Origin of the sequence: Streptococcus sp. 20925_1_77, from assembly GCF_041432125.1 — a bacterium.
In the GTDB taxonomy this organism is placed as follows: Bacteria; Bacillota; Bacilli; order Lactobacillales; family Streptococcaceae; genus Streptococcus.
Genome location: NZ_JAPVZB010000006.1, coordinates 98,476 through 106,891, shown reverse-complemented (window position 1 = coordinate 106,891; position 8,416 = coordinate 98,476). Strand labels below are relative to the sequence as shown.

8 protein-coding genes are annotated in these 8,416 nt (G+C 42.0%); 1 reads left to right on the top strand and 7 read right to left on the bottom strand.

Annotation, left to right across the window (positions count from 1 at the left end):
* Positions 1 to 21 precede the first annotated feature (21 nt).
* The 5 genes from O3626_RS05230 to tgt all read right to left on the bottom strand — a co-directional run bounded on the left by O3626_RS05230 (position 22) and on the right by tgt (position 3,999).
* A complete protein-coding gene (locus O3626_RS05230) occupies positions 22 to 402 on the bottom strand; it encodes a hypothetical protein (RefSeq protein ID WP_371495677.1) in 381 nt (126 codons plus the stop codon).
* 16 nt (positions 403 to 418) lie between these two features.
* Positions 419 to 1,039: a hypothetical protein gene (locus O3626_RS05225; protein WP_315376038.1), complete on the bottom strand. Its 621-nt coding sequence runs from the start codon at positions 1,037 to 1,039 to the stop codon at positions 419 to 421.
* 175 nt (positions 1,040 to 1,214) lie between these two features.
* On the bottom strand, positions 1,215 to 2,126 hold the full coding sequence (locus O3626_RS05220) for a helix-turn-helix domain-containing protein (protein ID WP_315376041.1): 912 nt from the start codon (positions 2,124 to 2,126) through the stop codon (positions 1,215 to 1,217).
* Between the two features lie 108 nt (positions 2,127 to 2,234).
* Entirely contained in the window at positions 2,235 to 2,855 is a 621-nt protein-coding gene (locus O3626_RS05215) for a uridine kinase (protein WP_371495675.1), read from the bottom strand.
* Between the two features lies 1 nt (position 2,856).
* The gene (tgt, locus tag O3626_RS05210; RefSeq protein WP_371495673.1) at positions 2,857 to 3,999 is read right to left on the bottom strand and encodes a tRNA guanosine(34) transglycosylase Tgt; all 1,143 of its coding nucleotides are present in this window, start codon (positions 3,997 to 3,999) and stop codon (positions 2,857 to 2,859) included.
* 150 nt (positions 4,000 to 4,149) lie between these two features.
* Here tgt and O3626_RS05205 point away from each other — a divergent pair, with 150 nt between their 5' ends.
* Positions 4,150 to 5,019, top strand: a complete 870-nt coding sequence (locus O3626_RS05205) for a DUF975 family protein (RefSeq protein ID WP_371495671.1) — start codon at positions 4,150 to 4,152, stop codon at positions 5,017 to 5,019.
* Between the two features lie 57 nt (positions 5,020 to 5,076).
* Here the strand turns inward: O3626_RS05205 and O3626_RS05200 are convergent, their stop codons facing one another.
* Both O3626_RS05200 and polA read right to left on the bottom strand, forming a co-directional pair.
* Positions 5,077 to 5,529, bottom strand: a complete 453-nt coding sequence (locus O3626_RS05200) for a CoA-binding protein (protein ID WP_031576673.1) — start codon at positions 5,527 to 5,529, stop codon at positions 5,077 to 5,079.
* Between the two features lie 134 nt (positions 5,530 to 5,663).
* Complete coding sequence (polA, locus tag O3626_RS05195) at positions 5,664 to 8,309, bottom strand: DNA polymerase I (RefSeq protein WP_371495669.1); 2,646 nt, start codon at positions 8,307 to 8,309, stop codon at positions 5,664 to 5,666.
* Between the last annotated feature and the right edge of the window lie 107 nt (positions 8,310 to 8,416).

The window sequence follows — 8,416 nt, the reverse complement described above, 5'->3', positions numbered from 1 at the left end:
ATCCTTACATCTTTTCACTTTTTATTTATTGATTTTCATGGCCGCTTTTATTTCACCAATTGTTGATGCAGTGCTTGTATCTTGGAATGATTTTAACTCTTTGTTTCCTCTCTCATCAATAGTTTCAACTGGATTACTATAATCATCCGTGGAACTCGTTGTAAATCCACCGGATTCATCAGCAATAATTACTTTACTATCAGGTAAATTACCAAAATAATCATTTATTTCTTTTTCTGATTTACCTCTTAAGAGTTTTTCATAAATTTGTATTGTTTGGTTTTCCTTTTGATCGATTCCTGTTGATTCAGCAATGGCGTTTTTTTGTAATGCATACGATACAATCCCAATAGATAGAACTGTTGCTATTAGAGGTATGATTTTTTTAGTTTGATTAGCCATTTTTTCACCTACTTTCTTAAACAGGATTACTTACTTTATATCTTGAACCTGATCTAGGATTATATGTCTTGAAAAATGTTCCTTTTCGACTATCGACCGCAACATAACCGCCATCATTAACTACCACTGAGATTCCATATCCATCTTCTACCAAACCACTATCACCTTGAGCTTGCCAATAAAGGTAGTCTCCGCTTCCCCAGGAAGGTTTAAATCGTTCTTCCCCATAACGCCACCCCTTTGCATAGAAGGCATTTGATAGATATTCTTGGTTTGGGTATAAGACATGAACACGTGTTGGAATCCATGCTCCAAAAAATACCGTTCCTGATGAAGCAACTTCCATTTTCCCAGGAAACAACTGTGTAGCTAATAGTTGTTTATATTCAGCTACTGTCATGATTTGACCCTCGCTTGCGACCTGTTCTAATGGAAAATTTTTGCTCCCGTCTTTATTTACTATAATTCCTCCACCCGCAGTTGTTAAAACATATTGATCATCTTTCAAACCTTGAGTAACCTGCTCAATTTGTTCTCCTGTCATATATTCATCTGCCTTGACACTATTTTTTCCAGCTATTAAGAATAAGCTTATAAACGCTATAACAATTATTATTTGCTTGAATTTTATCATCATTTTTCTCCTCTAAACGATTTCTACGGAATTATTTCTAATTCATTTGCTATTTACACCACCAACAAGTTTCAACAAATAATAGTATCAAATTAACCATATCACCCTCCATTTTCTTCTTTTGTGGTTATTATAGAATCTTTAAACATAGTTTAACAGGACAAAAATGTCCTGCTATTTATTTAATATCCTGTTGCCATTCCTGTTTTAGTTTTTTTAATAGCATATCTTCTTTAATCATTTCTGCAAAGTGTATAGCTGATTCGTAATACTCTTTAGCCTCTTTTTTATCATTCTTATAACTGAGATAATATTTCCATTCAAACATATCTATCAAAGATTTTTTCTGATAGTCTTGAGTTAGTTCCATAATTTGAATTAACCTGTCCAATATTTCTCTAACCTTTTTATAATCACCTAATCTAAAAAACAACCCTAAGGCTAGAAAAAGTGTATCTCTCAATACAAATTGCTGATAGATTAATAATTCACCATCATCTACCAATAACCTTTGTACAATTTGCGGTAACAATTGCCATCCTGGATTACAGTATATGTCATCATCGTGTATCATTATTATTAAAAGCAATTTAATCAACAAAAGATCATTTAAGGTATATGTATTCTTCTTTTTTAGTTGATCAAGATAATCCTCCAATAAATGATTTCCAAGTTCAATTAATTCACTTTCATTAACATCAGATATAGTGGTTAAGATATCAACAATCAATTGCTCCTCTTCAGGCAAATCTTCATAATAATTCTCATATATGATTTCGAAACGTTTTTCCTCTTCATAAATCTTTCTTTTATCCGAATACGTCGTATTTCTTAATAATTGGTATTTTAAGTCTAAATATTCTTTTGGTAATTCTGTATAGTCTGGCATCAATGAAAATAAATTCATGTCTAGTCGTTCAGCTAAAAAATTTATCTTAGTTAATGTTGGTCTCGACAAGCCTGACTCTATTCGAGTTAATTGACGCACAGTCAACTCACTCTCATCCTGACACAACTCTTCTTTGGTCATTCCTTTTTGTTTTCTATATTTTTTCACAAGAGTTGCAAATTTTCGAAGATCTTCTACCATAGTTATCATCCTTCCTGAATACATTATACCCAATAACAAATTTGCTTACAACAATATCGATGCTCTATGAAATTTAATCAAAAAAGTTCTACTTTTCCGTAGAACTTTTTATTCTTTTTCAATATGAAACTGATCTTGTGATGTATTGACCAGGATATCCGCTTCACCTTCCATCGGTTGGTAGTACTGATGGTATTGTTCTCGCCTGATCTGGTGAGTTCGATAGATGAAGTCCATTTCTCGATTTCGTTGGGCGACGTCTCTGCTTAATCGTCTTTCTAGCTCCGTATGATCATCTGTGTAAAAACAAATGGTTTGATCAAACAAAGACTTGGGTAAAAAAGCCACTGACATCCCTTCTACGATGAGAATAGACTTGTTCCCAGATAATATGTGGCTTGGAGACCATGGCTGATCAATCGTTCGTATATCCATTCCCGCTTGAAGGGCTTGAATATCTCGTTCTAGACTAGCCAATTCGTGAGCACTCGACAGACATGCGGTCACTTTTTGACCTGGGGAGTCTTTTGGTACAACCAATCCTCTTGGACTTCCAATAACATAGGGATCCGTCTCTAAAAGATTAACTTTCATGAGGTCCAATCGCTCACAGAGTGCTTTTGCAAAGGTTGTTTTCCCTGACCCTCCATGACCATAGATTCCAAGTGTTCGTAATTCTCCCGATTGTATCTTTTTTACTATGGAGTCTAGTAGTCTTTCACGATCCATCCTAGAAATTCCGTCCTGACTTGTTATAGCCATATTTTTCGACGAAATGCTCACGGAATTCTAAGAGATTGTCATCCATGATGGCTTTACGGACCTGCTTCATGAGGTTGATCAAGAAATACAAGTTGTGGTAGCTAGTCAAGCGAATACCGAAGGTTTCATCTGCCTTGAGGAGGTGGCGAAGATAAGCTCGGGTATAGTTTTTACAAGTGTAGCAATCACATTCAGGATCCAGCGGTGTAAAATCTTCTGCAAATTGCGCATTTTTTACTACCAGGCGTCCTTGACTGGTCATGCAGGTACCGTTTCGAGCAATCCGCGTTGGCAAGACACAGTCAAACATATCCACTCCACGAATAACCCCATCGATCAGGCTGTCTGGAGCTCCTACTCCCATGAGATAACGCGGCTTGTTCTCTGGTAAGAGCGGAGTTGTGAAATCAAGTACTGCATTCATCTCTTCATGGCTTTCCCCAACAGCTAATCCACCGATGGAATAACCTGGAAAGTCCATGCTGACAAGATCCTGGGCGGACTGACGGCGCAAGTCTTCAAATCCAGCCCCTTGGACAATCCCGAACAGACCTTGATCATGGGGACGACGGTGAGCTTTTAGCCCACGTTCTGCCCAACGACTGGTCCGTTCGATTGATTTCTTCACATAATCATAGGGCTGATAGAACTGAGGGCATTCATCAAAGGACATCATGATGTCGCTTCCTAGATTGTTTTGGATGGAGATGGCCTTTTCTGGAGAGAGGAACATCTTCGAGCCGTTGAGGTGGTTTTTAAAGGTTACCCCTTCTTCAGTGATATTGCGGGTATCCGCTAATGAATAGACCTGGAAGCCTCCACTATCTGTCAAAATCGGCTGGTCCCAGTTCATGAACTGGTGCAGTCCTCCTGCTTTTGCGACCAAGTCGTCCCCGGGACGAAGCCAGAGATGGTAGGTGTTGGCCAAGATAATGCCGGAACCCATTTCCTTGAGTTCTTCTGGCGATTGGGTCTTAACGGTTGCCTGAGTCCCTACAGGCATAAACATTGGGGTTGGGAAGGTCCCGTGAGGGGTGATAATTTCTCCCAGACGAGCACCTGTATGCTTTTCTTTTTTGATTAATCGATATTGAATCGGTGAATCTGTCATGGTTACCTCCGTACTGGGAAAAACAGTCCCAGCCTTCTTATTCCTGTCACAGTTTTCCTGTGAGCACCTGTACGATTGTACCAAATTTTACCGGCTCTGTCACGGACTTATGTTATAATAAAAAGTACTACTATGAAGAGAGTGTCATCTATGAACCTTAAATTGATTCGCCTCCGGGCACGTACCATGCAAGTCCAGCAACCGGGCTTAGCTATCCTTTTTGCTCTTCCGGTCCTGTTGACCATTCTTGCTAACTTTCTCTTAAGTGGGCAAGATCTGGTCGATCTACTACCGGATATGACCTTGCAGCAAGCAAGTATCTACATGATCCAGCGGCAACTCTTTCCTTCTGTCGTCTCCTTTGTCATCTCCATTTTAGTGGTTGGTGCGACTTTTAGCTATTTAGATACGATTAATCCCAAGATCGAACACCGAACACGTGTCTTAGATATCTTTAAACAAGATCGCTTTACCTCTGTATTTGCCACCTTGATCTTGAAGCAAGCCGTCCTCTTTTTATGGGGACTCATCCTCTATGTGGGGAGTCTCATCAGCACCTACGCCAGCATTCGATTTTTGGCGATCTACGATAAGGTGAGCAACCCGAGCACTTTGAGTGCTTCCAGTCCTGAATTTCAATCTCTCATGCAACAAATGCCTCTGATGACTGCTGGTGTCATACTTGGCCTGATTGGCCTCATCTTTTACCTGCCACAATACTACAGTCTCAGTCTGGTCGAATTGATCCTCTACGAGCAATTACGAGACGGCGACTACAAGGGAGCCTTTGGAGTCCTTCGCCAAAGTCGTGAAACCATGAAAGGGTTCCGCAGCAATCGCCTAGTGCTCGACCTAACCTTGATTGGTTGGTACTTCTTGAATTACTTCACGCGCGATGTCATCGGCTTTTATACCATGCCTTACTTTATCAACTGCCAAATTGCCTTTTATGATCAAATCAAGCAGATTAAACAAGGGCCTCGCCATTTTACAGGCCATCCAAGCCATGAAACTGAATAAGAGTAAGAAGAAAACCCCAGCTTGCTGGGGTTTTCTTCTATGTCAATTGTTTATCATTTATAAACCGTATAGGGAGTCTCCTAAGATCAGTCGGGTGTGTTCCCGTTTGATACAGCGGTTCATGACGATATCTTCTCGTCCAGCTCCACGAAGGATTTCTTCTGCTTCTTGATTTTCCAGCTCCAATTGTGCCCAGAAAATCTTCGCATCCGTCTCAATAAAATCACGTGCCACATCTGGTAAAAACTCACTGCGACGGTACACATCAACGATATCTACTGGGAAAGGAATTTCCTGTAGGCTAGCATATACCGTTTCTCCAAGGATCTGGCCACCAGCTGCACGGGGGTTGACAGGAATAATCCGATAGCCCCGCTCTTGCATCTCCTTGCTGACACGATGACTGGTCGTCTCTTCACGGTCAGATAATCCAACCACAGCGATGATCTTGCTGGTTTCTAGGTAATGTTTGATAATGCCATCACTAGGATTGCGAAATGAATAAGCCATAAGAATCTCCTTTTGTATGCGTTTCCTTTCTTTAAATAGTATAACAATACGGAAGGCATTGCAAGTGTTTGTCATTAAAAGCGGTAGGAAACTGAAAAGTTTCCTACCGCTTTCTGTTTTGAACAAACTTAATCTTATTTGGCTTCATACCATGTCTTGCCTTCGTTTTCATCGGCTTCCAGTGGTACTGCAAGTTCGATAGCGGATTCCATGGTCTCTTTGACGAGTTCTTTGATCGCTGCCAGTTCATCACTTGGTACTTGCAGAACAATTTCATCGTGGACCTGAAGGAGCATCTTGGTCTTGTATGCTCCTCTTTCTAGCGCTTGGTCCAAGTGGATCATGGCAATTTTCAAGATGTCTGCTGCAGATCCTTGGATGGGTGAGTTAATAGCTGTCCGTTCCGCAAAGCCTCGAACATTGAAGTTGCGAGAATTGATATCTGGAATCTCCCGACGGCGCTTGAAGAGAGTCTCCACATAGCCTTTATCACGCGCTTCCCGTACCACTCTCTCCATATAGTCCTTGATGCCAGGGTAGCGTTCGAAGTAGGTCTCAATGTAGGCCTTGGCTTCTTTTCGACTGATCCCTAGGTTGTTAGACAGTCCAAAGTCGGAAATTCCATAAACCACACCGAAGTTTACTGCTTTTGCATTGCGACGGTCGTTCGGCGTCACATCTTCTGGTTTTGCAATATTGAAAACGCGCATAGCAGTCGATGTATGGATATCTGCCCCATGTTTAAAGGCATCAATCAAATGCTCATCTCCTGAAATATGGGCCAAGACGCGCAGTTCGATCTGTGAATAGTCCGAACTCAACAAGACACTGTTTTCCTCTTCTGGGACAAAGGCCTTACGAATAAGACGACCTTGCTCCAAACGGACAGGAATGTTTTGCAGGTTGGGATCCACGCTGGACAAGCGGCCTGTCTGCGTCAAATCCTGTACATAACGGGTATGGATCTTCCCATCTTCCAAAATCCAATCTTGAAGACCGATGACATAGGTTGACTGGATCTTAGCAATTTGGCGGTATTCAAGAATCTTAGACACGATCGGTGCAATTGGAGCCAGGCGTTCCAAGACATCAACAGCTGTTGAATAGCCGGTTTTGGTCTTCTTGGTGTATTCAAGAGGGAGTTCCAATTTTTCAAAGAGGATGACGCCCAATTGTTTTGGAGAATTGATGTTGAACTCTTCTCCTGCAAGCTCGTAGATTTCTTGGGTCAAGCGCTCCAAGACCACTTCGTTTTCCACCTGCATGTCTTCTAGGGTCTGGCGCTCTACCTTGATCCCCGCGATTTCCATCTTGGCCAAAACAGCTGCTAGCGGTTGCTCCATATCATAGAGCAAATCTAGTTGATCATGGGCCTGCAACTGCTCTACCATGGGTTCTTCCGTGTCTAGTAAAACAGCGACTTTCCGTGCCAAATGCTCTAATAGGACCGCCTTTTCTGGGATAGCTTTTTTGGCTCCCTTGCCATAAACGACTTCATCCAGCGGCAGCGCAATCTGACTATAGAGACTCGCAATGGTTGAAATCTCATTGTCCTCTACGGTCGACAAGAGATACTTGGCCAATCGACTGTCAAACGCGGGATTTTGAAGGGTAATGCCCAAGTGGCTGAGCAAGACCTTGGCCCGCTTGAAGTCATAGACCTTGAGGGGCGTTTTTTCGAGAAATTCTTTGAAAATCGGTGTTTGTAAAAGACCAGTATCTGTACTCGCGTAGAGCTGACCTTTGGTCCCCCATGCGAAACCGATGATGGATTCCGTATGGTAATTGTCCCCAAAAATCTCAAAATGGAAGAAACTATCTTCCGTGAGCATATCTGAAGCGACTTGCTCGACTTCTGTATAGTCAATGGCTACAGGAGCCGCTTCTTCTCCACTAAGATCCAAGGCCTGACGGAGTTGCTTGAAGCCCATCTCCTCATAAAACTTGGCAAGATTTTCTAGATGAGGACCCGAATAAGTGATATCGTCCAGCCCAATTTCAATAGGCGCATTGGTATCGATGGTTGCGAGAGTCTTAGACAGATAGGCCTGCTCCTTGTCGTTGATGAGGTTTTCCTTCATCTTAGAAGTCTTCATCTCGTCGATATGCTCGTAAATGCCATCGAGAGAACCGTACTCTAGGAGTAGTTTGATCCCGGTCTTTTCTCCGATCTTAGTAACACCTGGGATATTATCCGATTTATCTCCCATCAAGGCCTTGAGGTCGATAAACTGCTCGGGTGTCAGTCCCATCTTTTCTTTGAGATAGGCTGGAGTGAATTCTTCAAACTCTGCTACCCCTTTTTTGGAGATTTCAACCACCGTATTGTCATCCGTCAGCTGGATCAAATCCTTGTCCCCAGAGACAATGGTCACATCAAATGGCACCGAGGTAGTTTCTGCCATCTTATCCAGCGTTCCAATAATATCATCCGCTTCATACTGAGCTAGCTCATAATGGCGGATTCCCAAATGATCCAGTTGTTCACGAATAAAAGGAAACTGCTCACGGAACTCATCTGGAGTTTTTGCACGGCCCCCTTTGTAGTCGGCATACATCTCCGTCCGAAAAGTCGTCTTTCCTGCATCAAAAGCAACGAGGACATGGGTCGGTTGGATGCGCTCCAAGAGATGACTCAACATGAGGTTAAAGCCATAGACCGCATTGGTATGCAGACCATTGGCATTTTTGAAGCGATCAATTTGATTATAGAGTGCGAAAAAGGCACGAAAAGCGACGGAAGACCCGTCGATGAGTAGTAATTTGTTCTTTTTTTCCATAGGCCTATTATACCACGAATCACAAGGTCTCTGGTACATAAAAACTCTACCCTTTCGGGTAGAGCCTTCTTTAGGAGTTTCTTATGAAAAATGAAGAGAAGTGTTTA

Coding starts and splice junctions, on each gene's coding strand:
- O3626_RS05200 (WP_031576673.1), bottom strand. CDS start 5,529: ATGGCTTATTCATTTCGCAATCCTAGTGATGGCATTATCAAACATTAC.
- O3626_RS05215 (WP_371495675.1), bottom strand. CDS start 2,855: ATGGATCGTGAAAGACTACTAGACTCCATAGTAAAAAAGATACAATCG.
- polA (WP_371495669.1), bottom strand. CDS start 8,309: ATGGAAAAAAAGAACAAATTACTACTCATCGACGGGTCTTCCGTCGCT.
- tgt (WP_371495673.1), bottom strand. CDS start 3,999: ATGACAGATTCACCGATTCAATATCGATTAATCAAAAAAGAAAAGCAT.
- O3626_RS05220 (WP_315376041.1), bottom strand. CDS start 2,126: ATGGTAGAAGATCTTCGAAAATTTGCAACTCTTGTGAAAAAATATAGA.
- O3626_RS05225 (WP_315376038.1), bottom strand. CDS start 1,039: ATGATGATAAAATTCAAGCAAATAATAATTGTTATAGCGTTTATAAGC.
- O3626_RS05205 (WP_371495671.1), top strand. CDS start 4,150: ATGAACCTTAAATTGATTCGCCTCCGGGCACGTACCATGCAAGTCCAG.
- O3626_RS05230 (WP_371495677.1), bottom strand. CDS start 402: ATGGCTAATCAAACTAAAAAAATCATACCTCTAATAGCAACAGTTCTA.